Annotated in this window: 6 protein-coding genes; 4 read left to right on the top strand and 2 right to left on the bottom strand. The window is 74.1% G+C overall.

Annotated elements, in window-relative coordinates:
- Nucleotides 1-243 precede the first annotated feature (243 nt).
- Nucleotides 244-1602 carry a UDP-N-acetylglucosamine 1-carboxyvinyltransferase gene (gene murA, locus TBIS_RS07145; RefSeq protein WP_013131679.1) on the top strand — a complete coding sequence of 453 codons (1359 nt, stop codon included), beginning with the start codon at nucleotides 244-246 and terminating at the stop codon, nucleotides 1600-1602.
- 112 nt (nucleotides 1603-1714) lie between these two features.
- Nucleotides 1715-4888: a transglycosylase domain-containing protein gene (locus TBIS_RS18100; RefSeq protein WP_013131677.1), complete on the top strand. Its 3174-nt coding sequence runs from the start codon at nucleotides 1715-1717 to the stop codon at nucleotides 4886-4888.
- Here the strand turns inward: TBIS_RS18100 and dnaE are convergent.
- Complete coding sequence (gene dnaE / locus TBIS_RS07135; RefSeq protein WP_013131676.1) at nucleotides 4829-8353, bottom strand: DNA polymerase III subunit alpha; 3525 nt, start codon at nucleotides 8351-8353, stop codon at nucleotides 4829-4831. The two genes, TBIS_RS18100 and dnaE, sit on opposite strands and share 60 nt — an antisense overlap.
- A 70-nt stretch (nucleotides 8354-8423) precedes the next feature.
- Nucleotides 8424-9377 (bottom strand): chorismate mutase, encoded by a 954-nt coding sequence (locus TBIS_RS20215; RefSeq protein WP_013131675.1) that lies wholly within the window; start codon nucleotides 9375-9377, stop codon nucleotides 8424-8426.
- 283 nt (nucleotides 9378-9660) lie between these two features.
- On the opposite strand from TBIS_RS20215, the gene TBIS_RS07125 reads away from it, so the two are divergent.
- Entirely contained in the window at nucleotides 9661-11991 is a 2331-nt protein-coding gene (locus tag TBIS_RS07125; RefSeq protein WP_013131674.1) for a serine/threonine-protein kinase, read from the top strand.
- Between the two features lie 369 nt (nucleotides 11992-12360).
- Entirely contained in the window at nucleotides 12361-15630 is a 3270-nt protein-coding gene (locus tag TBIS_RS07120; protein WP_013131673.1) for a UvrD-helicase domain-containing protein, read from the top strand.
- Nucleotides 15631-15945: the final 315 nt, after the last annotated feature.

Below are 15945 nucleotides of genomic sequence, written 5' to 3'. Positions count from 1 at the left end.
GGGCCGCCCCGCCCGCCCTGACCGCCCCGCTCAGGGAGCCGGCCTCGGCCGCGGGTACGGCCCGGCCGAGCCGGCCGCGGCCCGGGACCGCCCGGCGGCGCCGGCGCGGCACCGCGCACCCGCTCCCGGTGGCCCGCGCAGGGGGCGCGTCCGGCCCGTCTCGCCCACCGGGAACGTTCCCACGCCGGGAGCACGTCTCCGTGCCGTTACGCTGTGCGGCAGGAGGGCATATAGGGAGAAGGTGTGAGCGAGACAGCCAAAGGGAACGCCGCGCACCACGGGGGTAAGGGGGCACCGGTGCGCGAAGAGGTCTGGCAGATCGAGCCTTCCGGCCCGCTCCGGGGGGATGTGCACGTCCGGGGATCGAAGAACGCGGTCTCCAAGCACATGGTCGCGGCCATGCTCGGCATCGGCCCCAGCACGCTGCACAACGCGCCGGAGGTCGGCGAGGTCGGGCTGACCGCCGCGATGCTCCAGGCGCTCGGCGTGCACGTGGAGATCAGCCCGGGCGAGATCACCATCGAGCGGGGCGCGGAGATCCGTCCCTATGTGCCCGAGGAGTACACCGGGCTCAACCGGATCCCCATCCTTATGCTCGGGCCGCTCCTCCACCTCGCCGGTGAGGCGTTCGTCCCGTTCGTCGGCGGGGACCCGATCGGCCGGCGGCCGGTGAACTACCACGTCGACGCGCTCCGCGCGATGGGCGCCGAGGTCGAGGTGGGCGAGAACGGCATCAGCGCCAAGGCGACCCGGCTGCACGGCGCCCGGATCCAGCTCCCCTACCCGAGCGTGGGGGCGACCGAGACCATCCTGCTCACCGCGGTGCTCGCCGAGGGCAAGACGGTCATCAAGGGCGCGGCGATGGAGCCGGAGGTGGTGGAGCTCGCGCTCTTCCTCCAGCGGATGGGCGCGCTGATCGAGCTCAACCCGGACCGGCGGATCGTGATCGAGGGGGTCGACCGCCTGCACGGCGCCTCGACCCGGCTCGCCGGCGACCGGATCGAGGCCTTCTCCTACCTGGTGGCCGGGCTGGTCACCGGCGGGGAGGTCCGGGTGCACGGCTGCCACCAGGACCGGCTCGTCACCGCGATCACCACCCTCGCCCGGATGGGCGCCCAGTTCACCATCACCGACGAGTGGCTCACCGCGACGGCGCCCGACGGCCTGCGCCCGGCGGCGGTGCAGACCGACACCCACCCGGGGTTCATGACCGACTGGCAGACGCCGCTGGTGGTGCTGTTCACCCAGGCGGACGGCATGTCGGTGCTCCACGAGACCGTGTTCGAGAACCGGCTCGTGTACGTGCCCGCGCTGCAGAAGATGGGCTGCGAGATCGAGGTCTTCGCCCAGTGCCTGGGCGGCCCGGCCTGCCGGTACCACGACACCGACGCCAAGCACTCGGCGGTGGTGCGCGGGGTGTCGAAGCTGCGGGGCGCCGACGTCACCCTGCCGGACATCCGGGCCGGCTTCTCCGCGGTGCTCGCCGCCGCGGTGGCCGACGGCACCTCAACCCTGCGCGGGGTGAACCACATCGAGCGCGGCTACCACCGGCCGTTCGAGCAGTTCACCTCGCTGGGGCTGAAGATCAAGCGGCTCACCTGACGGCCCGGGATACCCACCTCCGGCCAGGGCACGCCCTCCGGAGGCCGATGGTTCGGTAGATCTTCGGCCTCCGGAGGTTTGATCGCGGACGCGCGGCCGTACTTCATATCGCGTGACCTCTCGGCTACTCAACGCAGCGGCCAAGCTGGGCCTGTGCGGCGCGGCCGGCGGCGCGCTGGTCGCCGGCATCACCCTGCCGCTGGTGAGCGGGGCCGGGCTGACCGCGAAGCACGCCGCGGCCGCCTTCAGCGAGCTGCCTCCCCCGCCGCGGGACGACGGGGTGCCCGAGCTCACCCGGGTCCTGGACCGCCACGGCCGGCAGATCGCCCAGTTCTACTACCAGAACCGGCAGTCCGTGCCGCTCAGCCGGGTCGCCCCCGTGATGCGGCAGGCGATCCTGGCCATCGAGGACGCCCGGTTCTACCAGCACGGCGGGCTCGACATCCGGGGGACGCTGCGGGCGCTCATCGCGAACACCCGGGCGGGGACGATCACCCAGGGCGGCTCGTCGATCACCCAGCAGCTCGTCAAGAACATCCTGATCACCCAGGCGGAGACCGACCGCGAACGCCTCCGCGCCAGCGTGCGGAGCATCCAGCGCAAGATCGACGAGCTGCGGTACGCGCTCGCCCTGGAGCGGAAGTACACCAAGGACCAGATCCTCGAGCGGTACCTGAACATCGCGTACTTCGGCGCGGGCTCGTTCGGCGTGCAGGCGGCCGCGCGCCGCTTCTTCAGCGTGGACGCCGCCGACCTCACCCTCACCCAGGCGGCCACGCTCGCCGGGGCGGTGCGGACCCCGTCCGACACCGATCCGACGCTCGGCGCCGAGCACCGGGCCCGGCTGCTCGAGCGGCGGAACCTGGTGCTCCGGCGCATGGCCGAGCTCAAGATGATCACACCGGAGCAGGCGGCGGCCGCGATCCGCGCGCCGCTCGGGCTGCGCATGCGGCCGCAGCCGGGCGGGTGCGAGAGCAGCCCGCACCCGTTCTTCTGCGTGTACGTGGAGCGCGAGGTGCTCACCAACCCGGCGTTCGGGCCGGACCGGGCCTCCCGGGAGCGGCGCCTCCAGCGCGGCGGCCTCACCATATGGACCACGCTCGACCCGGTGGCGCAGCGGGCGGCCGAGAAGGCGATCTCGGCGCGGGTGTGGCCCCAGGACACCCAGGTGGCCGCGGAGGCGATGGTCGAGCCGGGCACCGGGTACATCCGGGCGCTCGCCACCAGCAAGCGGTACGGGCGGAACCCGCGCAACCGGCCGATCGGCCCGCGCACCACCTACAACCTCGCCGCGGACCAGGCCCACGGCGGCGGGCTCGGCCTCCAAGCGGGTTCGACGTTCAAGGTCTTCACGCTCGCCACCGCGCTGAGCCAGGGCATGCGGTTCGGGGACGGCTTCCAGATCCCCAGCACGTACGTCCCGGACAGCGGCTACCGGGACTGCTCGGGCAAGCCGGTGAACGCCCCCGGCACGCGGATCCGGAACGCCGGCGGGGAGGGCCGGGGCGGGCCGTACAGCCTGGAGATGGCCACCTGGCACTCGGTCAACGTCTTCTTCATGAAACTGGAGCGCCAGGTCGGCCTGTGCAACGTGGTGAAGACCGCCAAGGCCCTCGGCGTCCGGCGCGCCGACGGCGCCCCGCTCCGGGAGGTGCCCACCTTCACCCTCGGCGTGAACGAGATGGACCCGACGACGATGGCCGCGGCCTTCGCCACGTTCGCCGCGCGGGGGCGGTACTGCCGCCCGATGGCGATCACCGCGATCGTCGAGCGGGACGGCACCCGCACGGAGATCCCGCCGAGCTGCTCCACCGCGCTCGACCCCGAGGTCGCCGACGCGGTGAACCACGTGCTCTCCGGGGTCTTCACCAAGGGCACCATGCGCGGCCAGTCGATCGGGCGGCCGGCCGCCGGCAAGACCGGCACGAGCAACGGGTACACCTCCGCCTGGTTCGCCGGGTACACGCCCGCGCTCGCCGCCGCGGTCAGCGTGGGCGACATCCGCGGCTCGTACCGCTACCCGCTCACCGGGGTGACCATCGGCGGGCGGTACTACGCCGCGGTGCAGGGCGCCTCGCTCCCCGGCGCCATCTGGGTGGACTCCATGCGGGCGGCGCTGCGCCACACCCCGCCGCTCGGCTTCGTCCCGCCCGACATGCGCCGGTTCGGCGGCGGCTTCACCCCGGGCCTGAAGGAGTACCTCGAGAAGCAGGCCGAGAAGGCGAGGAAGGCCCGGGAGAAGCAGAAGCGGAAGAAGAAGGAGCAGGAACGGCGGGAGGAGGAGCGGCGGGAACGGGAGACGGCCACGGCCGGCGACCCGCGTGCGGCGGACCGCCCCGGGACCGAGCCCGGCCGGCCCAGCGCCTCCCCCTCCACCGCCGGGGTTCGCGCCTCGGCGCGCACCCCGCAGCGGGCGGAGCGGCCGCAGCGGGCGGGTGCCGCATCGGACGCCCGGCGCGGGGGCCCGTCCGCCACCGCACGGCCCCGGCACGCCGCGGGGCGCCCGGCCCACCGCGCGTCCGGCCGCCAGCGCGCGTTATGGACCGCACCGCCCGCGGCGTCCCGGCGGGCGGTGCCGCGGAGCACCGCGGCGCCGCGCGCGGGATCCCACGGCACGCGGGCGCACCCTGCCCGATCACATGACACGCGGTCACGGCCGGCGCGATCACGGGACGCGCGTTCACAGCCCGCACGGTCGCGTGACCCGCGATCGCGGCCAGCCCGGCCACACGGCACGCGGTCAAAGCCGGCGCGATCACAGGACGCGCGGTCACAGCCCGCACGGTCGCGTGACCCGCGATCGCGGCCAGCCCGGCCACACGGCACGCGGTCAAAGCCGGCGCGATCACAGGACGCGCGGTCACAGCCCGCACGGTCGCGTGACCCGCGATCGCGGCCAGCCCGGCCACAGGACACCCGGTCCCGGCAGGCGCGCGCGCCACGCACCACCGGACCGCGCGCGGGAACGAAACGCACCCGGCCGCAGCACGGGCGCTCGCAGCACGCGCGATCCCAGCGGGCGCGGTCGCAGCGCGCGGCGGCGCCGCGCACGCCGTCGCCGCGCCCCACGGCCTCGCCCGGCGGCCACCGGGCCACCGGCGCCCCCGCGCCCGGGCCCGCCGTACCGAGCGGCGCGCGGCCTCCGCGGCGGACCGGCGGCGCCGGGGACGGCACGCCGGCCGCGCGGCCCGGGGACCCCGCCCCGGCGGGCACCCCGGGCGGCGGGTCAGGCGCCGAGGCAGGCGGGGCCGAGGAGCTGCTTGAGGTCGCCCATGAGGGCCGGTGACGGGGTCACCCGGAGCCTGTCGTCGAGGCGGACCACCGTGGTGCGCGACCCGTTGTGGAGCTGCAGGTGCACCTCGGTGGTGCCGGGGTGCGTGGTGAGCACCTCCTTGAGCCGGCCGACCACCGGCGGGGTGCACCGGGAGAGCGGCATGCTCACCACCAGCGGCCCGTTCCCGGACGACTGGCTGAGGTCGGGGACGGTCACCTCCATCGCGATGAGCTTGGCGACCTCCTCCCGCTTGTCGACCCGGCCCTTGACGAAGACGATCGCGTCCTCGGCGAGGATCGTGGCGCAGAGCTGGTAGGTGGACGGGAAGATCATCACCTCGATGGAGCCCTCGAGGTCCTCGAGGGTGGCGAGCACCCAGGTGTCGCCCTTCTTGGTGATCTTGCGCTGCAGCCCGGAGAGGATGCCGCCGACGGTGACGACCTGCCCGTCGGGGTGGCTCTCGTCCTGGAGCGCGGCGATCGAGCAGTCCGACCCGGCCGCGAGGATGTGCTCCACGCCGAGCAGCGGGTGGTCCGACACGTACAGCCCGAGCATCTCCCGCTCGAACTGCAGCAGCGTGCGCTTGTCCCACTCCCCCGGCGGGACCTGCACGTCGAAGGTGGTGTCCTCGGCGCCCTCGACCGCCCCGAAGAGCGAGTCCTGGCCGATCGCCTCGTTCTTCTTGATGTCGATGACCGCGTCCACCGCCTGCTCGTGGATCATGAACAGGCCCTTGCGCTCGTGGCCGAGCGAGTCGAAGGCGCCCGCCTTGATCAGCGATTCGATCACCCGCTTGTTGCAGACCTGCGCGGGCACCTTCCGCAGGAAGTCGGCGAAGTCGGTGAACCGGCCCTTCTCCTTGCGGGCCTTGATGATGCCGTCCACCACGTTGGCGCCGACGTTCCGGACCGCCGACAGGCCGAACCGGATGTCCCCGCCGCGCGGGGTGAAGTCGAAGTCGGAGTCGTTGACGTCCGGCGGGAGCACCTTGATGCCCATCCGCCGGCACTCGTTCAGGTACAGCGCGCTCTTGTCCTTGTCGTCCTTGACCGAGGTGAGGAGCGCGGCCATGTACTCGGCCGGGTAGTTCGCCTTGAGGTAGGCCGTCCAGTAGGACACCAGGCCGTACGCGGCGGTGTGCGCCTTGTTGAAGGCGTAGTCGGAGAACGGGACGAGGATGTCCCACAGGGCCCGGATGGCCTCGTCGGAGAACCCGTTCTCCTTCATGCCCTTCTCGAAGAACTCGAACTGCCGGTCGAGCTCCTCCTTCTTCTTCTTGCCCATGGCGCGGCGGAGCAGGTCGGCGCCGCCGAGCGTGTAGTTGGCCACCTTCTGCGCGATGGCCATGACCTGCTCCTGGTAGACGATGAGCCCGTACGTGGTGCTGAGGATGTCCTTGAGCGGCTCCTCGAGCTCGGGGTGGATGGGCGTGATCTCCTGCTGGCCGTTCTTGCGCAGCGCGTAGTTGATGTGCGAGTTGGCGCCCATCGGACCCGGCCGGTACAGCGCGAGGGCCGCGGAGATGTCCTCGAAGTTGTCGGGCTTCATCAGCCGCAGCAGGGAGCGCATGCCGCCGCCATCGAGCTGGAAGATCCCGAGCGTGTCGCCCCGCGCGAGCAGCTCGTACGTCTTGGCGTCGTCGAGCGGGAGCTCGAGCAGGTCGATCTTCTCCCCGGTGTTCGCCTCGATCATCTTCAGGCAGTCGTCGATGATCGTGAGGTTGCGCAGCCCGAGGAAGTCCATCTTGAGGAGGCCGAGCGCCTCGCAGGTCGGGTAGTCGAACTGCGTGATGATCGCGCCGTCGGAGTCGCGGCGCATGATCGGGATGTGGTCGGTGAGCGGCTCCGACGACATGATCACGCCGGCCGCGTGGACGCCGGTCTGCCGGATCAGGCCCTCCAGGCCCCGGCCGAGGTCGATCGCCGCCTTGACGTCGGGATCCTCCTCGTACATCTTCCGCAGCTCGCCCGCCTCGTGGTAGCGGGGGTGCTCGGGGTCGAAGATGCCCGACAGCGGGATGTCCTTGCCCATCACCGCGGGCGGGAACGCCTTGGTGATCCGGTCACCGAGCGCGTACGGGTAGCCCAGGACGCGGGCCGCGTCCTTGATGGCGGCCTTCGCCTTGATGGTGCCGAAGGTGGCGATCATCGCGACCTTGTCGGCGCCCCACTTCTCGGTGACGTACCGGATGACGTCCGCCCGCCGGCGCTCGTCGAAGTCCACGTCGATGTCGGGCATGGACACCCGCTCGGGGTTGAGGAAGCGCTCGAAGATGAGGCCGTGCGGGATGGGGTCGAGGTCGGTGATGCCGAGCGCGTAGGCGACGAGCGAACCGGCGGCCGAGCCACGCCCGGGGCCCACCCGGATGCCGTTGTTCTTCGCCCACATGATGAAGTCGGCGACGACGAGGAAGTAGCTCGGGAAGCCCATCTGGACGATGACGCTGATCTCCTTCTCGACCAGCTCCCGGTGCTCGTCGTCCACCCCGTCCGGGAAGCGGCGGCGCATGCCCTCCCAGACCTTCTCCCGGAAGTACTCCTCCTCGGTCTTGCCCTCCGGGATGGGGAAGGTCGGCATCAGGTTCTTGTACTCGAAGAACCCGGTGGGGTCGACCTTCTCGGCGATCGCCAGCGTGTTGCGGCAGCCCTCCTGCCACAGGTCGGAGCTGTCGAGGGCCCGCATCTCCTCGGGGGTCTTGATGTAGTACTCGGTGCCCTCGAACCGGAACCGGTCCGGGTCGTTGAGCTGCTTGCCGGTCTGGATGCACAGGAGGGCGTCGTGGCCCGCCGCGTCCGACTGGTAGGTGTAGTGCGAGTCGTTGGTGACCACCGGGGGCAGGCCGAGCGTGCGGCCGATCCGGACCAGGTCGTCCCGGACCCGGCGCTCGATGTCGAGGCCGTGGTCCATGAGCTCCAGGTAGAAGTTCTCCTTCCCGAAGATCTCCTGGTACTTGGCCGCCGCCTTGAGCGCCTCGTCGTACTGGCCGAGGCGGAGCCGGGTCTGCACCTCGCCGGAGGGGCAGCCGGTGCTCGCCATGAGCCCTTCGGCGTGCTCGGCGAGGAGCTCGGCGTCCATGCGGGCCCACTTGCGGACGAACCCTTCGGTGTACGCGCGCGAGCTCAGCTTGATCAGGTTGTGCAGGCCGGTCTTGTTCCGCGCCCAGATCGTCAGATGGGTGTAGAAGCCACCGGCCGACACGTCGTCGCCCCGCTGGTGCGGCTCACCCCACAGGACCGGCTGCTTGTTGAACCGCGACTCGGGCGCGACGTACGCCTCGATGCCGATGATGGGCTTGATCCCGGCGGCGGTCGCCTGCTTGTAGAAGTCGTACGACCCGTGCAGGTTGCCGTGGTCGGTGATCGCGATCGCGGGCATGCCGAGCTCGCCCACGAGTTTGAACATCTGCTTCAACCGGGCCGCACCGTCGAGCATCGAGTACTCGGTGTGCACGTGCAGATGTACAAACGATTCGCCCATGACTTCCCTTAACCTTCGCCGCCTTCCGGGCCGCGCGGTCGCCGCCCGCTCTGCGGATCCGAGCCTACGCTCACCCGGGGTGCGGAGGGGAGGCGACGCCGCCGCGCCCTGGGCCGTCCTCCCCGTCCCGGGGCGGCCGGGCTGAGCGCCCGCCATCGGGCTCCGCCCCGGCTTCCTCCTCGGCGAGCCGGAGGCCCGCCTCGATGACCGCGTTCATGATCGGGGCGAGCCGGGCCGCGCCGAGGCGGGGCGCCCGGATGGCCATCGCGGCGACCACCTGGCGTTCCCGCTCCGGGTCCCGGCCGCGGAACCCTCCGACGGGCTTGAGCCGCTGGATGGTCCCGGCGAGCGCGGCGCGGCGCTCCAGCAGGGTCGCGAGCGCGGCGTCGACCCGGTCGATCGCGCGCCTCGCCGCGGCCAGGTCTCCGGGGTCCTCCCGGCGGGTGAGCGCGCCGAGGAGGGTCGCCGCCTCGTGCGCCTCGGCGATCGTCTGGGGGTCCGCGCCGGGATCGAGCAGGAGCCCGTCCGCTCCCGCGGCCACGGCCGCGCCGGCGAGCGCGGCGTCCCCGCCGAGCGCGGCGAGCACCGGCCGGCCGGACCGCTCCTTCGCCTCGCGCAGCAGCGCGAGGTCGGGCCCGCCGGTACGGCTCTCGCAGAGCACCACCCCGCCGCACCCTTCGGCGGCGCACCGGTCCGCGAGGGTGAGCAGCTCCGCCAGCGGCATGCCCGGGCCGCGCCGGAGCACCACCGGCCGGCCGAGCCGGGCGATCTCCTGGCGGAGGGCGGGGTGCCGCAGCTCCGCGGGGCCGATCACCACCCCGTCGGCGTGCCGGGCGATCGCGGGCAGGTCCGCGGCCGAGCGTGGCTCGGCGAGGAGCGGGCCCGGCCATGCGGACCGCTCCCGGGCGAGCACCTCGCCGGCCGGGCGTCCGCCGGCGGCGGGCAGGCTCACCCACCTCGCGTCGTGCCCGCCGAGGACCGCGACGGGGTGGCCGTCGCCGAGGAGGAGGCCGGCGATCCGCACGAGACGGCGATCCGATCGGGTTGTTCTCGACATCCGCACTCCGGGGAACGGGGACCGCGCCGTGCCCGTCACCGGACCGGCGCGGGCGGCGCCTCGGGACCGTTCCCTGCCTGGTGGCCGCGCCGCCGTACCGGGCACCGGTGCCGTGCTCTTGAACCTAGCAAGCCGCCGGTGGTGTCCTGCGCAACGCCGTTCACCACGTAGAGCGTCCTGCTCCGGCCCTGTGTGACCGAGTTGATCCCTTTGCCATCCGTGGGACGATTCATGGGTCGGAGGGAAGTTGATGTCGCGAGTGGAAAGCCGGCGCGTTGGAGGCCGGTACCACCTGGTGGAGCCGATCGGCCGCGGTGGCATGGGCATCGTGTGGCGTGCCCACGACGAGCTGCTCGATCGCGAGGTCGCGGTGAAGGAGATCCGCTACGACACCGCGATGGACGACGAGCTCAGCGATCTCAACCGCCGCACGCTGCGCGAGGCGCGGGCGGCCGGGCGGCTCACCCACCCGAACGTGGTCGTGATCCACGATGTGATCGAGGAGGACGGGCGCCCGTGGATCATCATGCAGCTCGTCCCCTCGAAGTCGCTCGGCCAGGTGCTCCGGGAGAGCGGGCCGCTGCCGCCGGAGCGGGTGAGCGAGATCGGCCTGCAGATCCTCGAGGCGCTCCGCGCCGCCCACCGCGAAGGCGTGCTGCACCGTGACGTGAAGCCGGAGAACGTGCTGCTCACCGAGGACGGCCGGGTGGTGCTCACCGACTTCGGCATCGCCCGGCTGGAGGCGGACTCGACCATGACCCGCACCGGGCTGGTCGGCACCCCGGCCTTCATCGCGCCCGAGCGGCTCCGCGGCACGCCCGCGCTGCGCGAGTCCGACCTGTGGTCGCTCGGCGCCACCCTGTACGCGGCCGTGGAGGGGCGGCCGCCCCACGACCGCGGCATGCCCATGGCCACCATGCACGCGGTGCTCAACGAGGACCCGGCACCGCCCAAGCGTGCCGGGCGGCTCGCCCCGCTGCTGATGCGGCTGCTCGCCAAGGAGCCCGCCGACCGGCCCGGGTACGACGAGATCGCGCGGATGCTCCGCCAGGTCTCCCCCTCCCCGGCGTCCAGGTCCGGGACCGCCGCGGACGGCGCGGCCCGGAGCGCGGCCTCCACCGGGGCACCGGGCGCGGGCCCCGCCCCGACTCCGGTGCCCGCGCCCGGCCCCACCGCGGAACCGGCCGCCGCGGACGGATCCGCTGCCGCCGGCGACCGGTCGGAGCCGCCCGCCCCGGAGACCGTGAAGGCCGCCCGCACGGAGCCCGCCGGCGGATCCTCCGCCGCGCGGCCGGGGGGCAAGAGCGCGGGGCCCGAGGAGGACACCCAGGACCTGCCGGCGCCGCCGGCCGAGGCGGACGCCGCGCCGTCCACCCGCCTGGTCCGCCCCCGCCGTACGGCTGACGCGGAGGCGGGCACGGCGGGCGCGGAGTCGGGCGCTGCGGCCGCGAAGGCGGGCACGGCGGGCGAGCCCGGAGGAGCGCCCGATCGAGGCGGCGCCGGGGAAGAGCGGCCGGCCGCCGCGAAGGCGGATCGCCCGGACCGTTCCGAACCGGCCGGCCCCGCACCCGACGGCTCCGCCGATCGCGCCGGGGAGGACCCGGACGGCGGGCGGGAGCGGCCCGAGCCCGGCGCCTCCCCCGGCCGCGCCACCGGCGGCGGGGACGGCGGCGCCGCCGCTAGACCGGCCCCGGGCGAGCCGGCCGGCCGGGGCGACGCCGAAGCGGCCGCGGCACGGAAGCCGGCCGTGGCGGCCACCGCGACGAAGCCCCGCCCCGGGTCCTCCGGAACCGGGGTGCGGCCGGCGCAGCGGCCCATCGCCCGGCTCGCCGCCCCGGTCGACCGCGGCGTCGGGTCCATGGAGACCATCCGCGTCGCGGCGCCGCCCCGGCCGCGGCCCGGGCTCCGGCGGACCCTGCTCAAGCCGGTGGTGCTCCTGATCCTCGGGATGCTCGGCGTCGCCGGGATCGCCGGCTACCTCGGCATGCGGGCGGGCGGGCAGGACCCGGGGCGGCCCACGGACACCACGGTGGCGGTCACCCCCTCGGCGTCGGCCAGCGGGCAGACGCCGTCGTCGCCGTCCGCGAGCGGCACCCCGGAGGGGTCGCCCACGCCGAGCGGCACGGGCGGCGAGCCCGCCGCCGTGCCCGAGGGCTGGTACCGGTACATAGACCGGACCGGGTTCTCGCTGGCGCTCCCCGCGGGCTGGCGGGTGATCCGCCGCAGCGGCACCCAGGTGTGGTTCGGCGGCCCCGGCACCCCCGGCACCCTGCTGATCGATCAGACCAGCTCCCCGAAGGCCGACGCGGAGAAGGACTGGAAGAACCAGGAGCGGTACGTGCGGTACCGGTTCCCCGGGTACAAGCGCATCAAGATCAAGAAAGTGGACTACTGGAAGACCGCGGCCGACTGGGAGTTCACCTACTCCGCCCGCGGCGGGCGGATGCACGTGGTCAACCGGGGCTTCGTCACCGACAAGCGCCACGGCTACGCCATCTACTGGAGCACGCCGGACCGGCGCTGGAAGAAGGACTACCACTACTTCAAGACCTTCACCGCCACGTTCCGGCCGGCGAAGTAGCCGGTACCGCCGGCCCATCGCCTCCGGAGGGCCCGGGCGTCGGGGCCCGGGCGCGGCCGGCCTGCCGGGCCTGCTCCGGACAGGCCAGGAGCCCGTCGATGCGTTCGTACGGCCAGGGCGGGCCCGGAGAGCCGCGCCCGGCGGCGTTCCCGCGCCGCATCCTCCGCGCCGGCCGTACGGCCCGCCATGGGGCGCGGCGCGGGGCGGAGCACCGAGCCGCCCGGCCCGCGGCCGGTCCGGCCCGGCCCAGCGGCCGGGGCACGCCGCCGGGTACCGGGTGCCGCACTCCATCCCGCGCCGCGCCCGGCCCCGCTAAGGGCCGGGTCAAGGCTCGGACGGGGATCACCAGGCTGTGGCAAAATCGCGCAGGTGCGCTTCATTGCCGATCTGCACATCCACTCCAAGTACTCCCGGGCCTGCAGCCGGGACTGCGATCTGGAGCACCTGACCTGGTGGGCGCGGCGCAAGGGCGTCACCCTGGTGGGCACCGGTGACTTCACGCACCCCGCCTGGTTCGCGCACCTGAAGGAGAACCTGGTCCCCGCCGAGCCCGGGCTGTTCCGGCTCCGGGACGACCTGGACCGGGACATCGCCCGGCGGCTGCCGCCCCGCCTCGCCGCCGCCGAGGTGCGGTTCATGCTCTCCGTGGAGATCTCCACGATCTACCGGCGGGGCGAGCGCACCCGCAAGGTCCACCACCTGGTGTACGTGCCGGACTTCGCCGCCGCGGAGGAGTTCAACCGGAGGCTCGGGCGGATCGGCAACCTGGGGTCCGACGGCCGCCCGATCCTCGGGCTGGACTCCCGGGACCTGCTGGAGATCACGCTGGAGAGCGGCGAGGGCTCCTACCTGGTGCCGGCCCACGTGTGGACGCCGTGGTTCGCGGTGTTCGGGTCGAAGTCGGGGTTCGACGCGATCGAGGAGTGCTACGACGACCTTGCCGGGCACATCTTCGCGCTGGAGACCGGCCTGTCCAGTGACCCGGCGATGAATTGGCGGGTCTCCCGGCTGGACGGCTACCGGCTGGTGAGCAACTCCGACGCGCACTCCCCGCCGATGCTCGGCCGCGAGGCCACGGTGTTCGACACCGACCTGGACTACTTCGCCGTGCTGCGCGCGCTCCGCACCGGGGAGGGGCACGCCGGGACGATCGAGTTCTTCCCCGAGGAGGGCAAGTACCACGTCGACGGGCACCGCAAGTGCGGCGTCCGGATGGAGCCGCGGGAGACCCGGGAGCACGGCGGGATCTGCCCGGAGTGCGGCAAGCCGCTCACGGTCGGCGTGCTCAGCCGGGTCGAGGAGCTCGCCGACCGGCCCGAGGGCGCCCGGCCGGAGGGGGCGGCCGGCTACCAGAGCCTCGTCCCGCTGCCGGAGATCATGGGCGAGATCCTCGAGGTGGGCCCGAAGAGCAAGCGGGTCCTCACCGAGATCGACAAGCTCACCGCCGCCCTCGGCCCGGAGCTGGCGATCCTCCAGGAGGTGCCGGTCGAGGAGATCGCGGCCCACTCCCCGCTGCTCGCCGAGGCGATCGCGCGCCTGCGCCGCGGCGAGGTGATCCGGGAGGCCGGCTACGACGGCGAGTACGGCGTGATCCGGCTCTTCCAGCCGGGCGAGCTGAAGCGGGTGGCCGCGCCGGCCGCCCCGGCCTTGTTCGCCGACTCCCTGTTCGGCACCGGTACGGCCGAGCCCGCGGCGCCGCAGCGCACGCGGCGGCGCAAGCCCGCCGCGGCCGGGCGGGCGGAGACCGCGGGGCCGCGGCGCGCCCCGGAGCCGGCGGACGCGGCGGCGGTGACGGCCGAGGCTCCCCCGCCGGCCCCCGGCGCGGGCGCGGAGGCGGGGACCGGGACCTTGCTCGACGGGCTCGACCCCGACCAGCGCGCCGCCGCGGAGATCACGGACGGGCCGCTGCTCATCATCGCCGGGCCGGGCACCGGGAAGACCCGCACGCTCACCCACCGGATCGCCCACCTGGTCACCGGGCGGGGCGTGCCGCCCGAGCAGTGCCTCGCGATCACCTTCACCCGGCGGGCCGCCGAGGAGATGAGGGAGCGGCTCACCGCGCTCGTGCCCGATCAGGCGCCCCGGGTCACCGTCGCCACCTTCCACTCGCTCGGGCTGCAGATCCTCCGCGAGCAGCACGAGCGGGCCGGGCTGAGCCCATCGTTCGGCATCGCCGACCACGCCCGCCAGCTCGCGGTCGCCACCGAGGTCACCGGCGACGAGAAGGAGGCGCGCCGCCTGCTCGCCGCGCTCTCCCGCCACCGCCGCACCGGGGAGGGCGGGCCGGAGCAGGCCGAGTTCGCCGAGCGGTACGGCAAGGCGCTGCGCGGCCAGGACCTGGTGGACTTCGACGACCTCATCGAGCTCCCGGTGGCGATGCTGGAGGCCGATCCGGAGCTCGCCGCCGCGTACCGTGACCGGTTCCGCTGGATCTCGGTCGACGAGTACCAGGACGTCGACGAGCGGCAGTACCGGCTGCTGCGGCTCCTCGCCCCGCCCGATGGCAACATCGCCGCGATCGGCGACCCCGACCAGGCGATCTACCGGTTCCGCGGCGCGGACGTGGGGTTCTTCCTGCGCTTCCAGGAGGACTTCCCCGGCGCCCGCACCGTGCAGCTCACCCGGAACTACCGGTCCGCCGCCACCATCGTCACCGGTGCGCTGCAGGTGATCGCACCGGCGAGCCTCGTGCCCGGGCGGGTGCTGCGGCCGGTGGGCGCGCACGGCGACGCCCGCATCGGGCTGCACGAGGCGGCCGACGAGCAGGCGGAGGCGGAGTTCGTCGCCCGGACGATCGAGCAGATGATCGGGGGCGCGTCCTTCCACGCGCTCGACAGCGGCCGCGTCGACTCCGACGGCGCCCAAGGGCTCGGGTTCTCCGACTTCGCCGTGCTGTACCGGACCGACCGGCAGGCCCGCGCGGTGATGGACGCGCTGACCCGGGCCGGGCTGCCGTTCCAGAAGCGCTCGCACGACCGGCTCGCCGACCGGCCGGGGGTGGAGCCGCTCCTCGCCGAGCTGGCGTACGCCGATCCCGCGGCGGGCGGCGCGTCCCCGGACGGCGCCTCCCCGGACGGTGCGGCGCGCCCGGTGCTGGACCGGCTCCGGCGGGCGGCGCAGGCCGTCCTCGACCGGACCCCGGAACAGGAGCGCGACCAGGCCGCCGCGGAGATCCACTCGGCGGTCGAGCTGCTCCGGCCGCTCGCCGAGCGGTGCGGGGAGGACCTGGACCGGTTCCGCACCGAGCTCGCGCTCGGCGTGGAGGTGGACACCTGGGACCCGCGCGCGGACCGGATCTCCCTGCTCACCCTGCACGCCGCCAAGGGCCTGGAATTCCCCGTGGTGTTCGTGGTCGGCTGTGAGGACGGGCTGCTGCCGCTGCGCCAGCCGGGGACCGCACCGGAGGACCTCGACGAGGAGCAGGTGCGCGAGGAGCGGCGCCTGCTGTTCGTCGGCATGACCCGCGCGCAGCGCCACCTCTACCTCAGCTACGCCATGCAGCGGACCCGGCACGGGGCCGTGCGGAAGACCGGCCGCTCCCCGTTCCTCGCCGACCTCGGCCGGGCGGTGTACGAGCGGATCGGCGAACCGGTCCGGCGCCGGCGCAAGCCCCGCGACGTGCAGCTCCGCCTCCTGTAGGCGCGGCCGGGGCGTCACCCTCCTGTGAGCCCGGCCGGGCGGCCCGCCCGCGGACACGGGCGGCGATACCGGGGCCACGCGGGCGCACCGGGCGTGACCGCCGGACCGGTGCGCGGAGCGCGCAGGCCCTGGATCGGGCTCCTCCAGGGGCCGGCGCCCGGAGGCCCGGGCACCCGGGGCCGGCATGGCCCTCCCGTGGTGGACGGCCCGTACCGGTTGCCCGGGCCGCCACGCGCGGGCTCTCCGGCGCGACCACCACGGGCCACCGCGCCCGGCCGTACCGCTCCCCCGCAGCGGCCGCCGGCGCACGCGCGG

The sequence above is a fragment of the Thermobispora bispora DSM 43833 genome (genome assembly GCF_000092645.1).
GTDB classification, from domain to species: domain Bacteria; phylum Actinomycetota; class Actinomycetes; order Streptosporangiales; family Streptosporangiaceae; genus Thermobispora; species Thermobispora bispora.
The sequence above is the reverse complement of the archived record's forward strand: the minus strand, read 5'-3'. Positions and strand labels throughout refer to the sequence as shown.

Coding starts and splice junctions, on each gene's coding strand:
- TBIS_RS07125 (WP_013131674.1), top strand. CDS start 9,661: ATGTCGCGAGTGGAAAGCCGGCGCGTTGGAGGCCGGTACCACCTGGTG.
- dnaE (WP_013131676.1), bottom strand. CDS start 8,353: ATGGGCGAATCGTTTGTACATCTGCACGTGCACACCGAGTACTCGATG.